Annotated in this window: 2 tRNA genes and 1 rRNA gene; all 3 read right to left on the reverse strand. The window is 42.2% G+C overall.

Annotation, left to right across the window (positions count from 1 at the left end):
* Positions 1-91 (reverse strand): 23S ribosomal RNA (locus tag H4J65_RS00055); the annotation flags it as partial.
* A 414-nt stretch (positions 92-505) separates the two neighbouring features.
* Positions 506-581, reverse strand: a tRNA-Ala gene (locus H4J65_RS00060).
* A gap of 116 nt (positions 582-697) precedes the next feature.
* Positions 698-774 (reverse strand) — tRNA-Ile (locus H4J65_RS00065).

Genomic DNA, 774 nt, shown 5'->3' on the forward strand with positions numbered 1-774 from the left:
TATCACCTCACCAAAGCTTTTCGCAGATTAACACGTCCTTCATCGCCTCTAACTGCCAAGGCATCCACCACATACGCTTAGTCACTTAACCATACAACCCCAAGTAGTCTTTCCTTATAAATAAGAAGAAGCTAGTTAGTACACCGCGGAGACTAATCCACAGCAATTGTAAAGTCTGACATTTTCACGCACACAAAGTGTGTCTTGAATAAGAGTGGTAACAAATCTTACGATTTATTACCGGGTTGATTACGTTTCCGAGGAGGACCCGTAATCACCATCATTAACAGGCGATATTCCTATTAATAACAGCTTGGTATTTATAATTTACAAACAACAGCGCGACACCGTGTTCATCATATAAATACCGGTATTTATATCAGCTTTCCAGATTGTTAAAGAATTAGTCTTTCACACGCATTCGGTGAGGACTTGGTTTAAAAAACCAAACTTAACTTATCAACTTTTGATAGTTTAAGTTTGGTCTCTTTCTTTTGTGAAGAAGTGGTGGAGCTAAGCAGGATCGAACTGCTGACCTCCTGCGTGCAAGGCAGGCGCTCTCCCAGCTGAGCTATAGCCCCGCAATGGGAAACACACTTTAAGTTAAAACGTAATATTTTGTTCTATATCAAGGCGGTTTATCGCGACATGTAGTTTCCTACATGAGTGATGAACCAACGAAGATAGAGGACGAAATTGGTAGGTCTGGGCAGACTTGAACTGCCGACCTCACCCTTATCAGGGGTGCGCTCTAACCAGCTGAGCTACAGACCT

Origin of the sequence: Colwellia sp. MB02u-9 (assembly GCF_014077085.1) — a bacterium.
In the GTDB taxonomy this organism is placed as follows: Bacteria; Pseudomonadota; Gammaproteobacteria; order Enterobacterales; family Alteromonadaceae; genus Cognaticolwellia.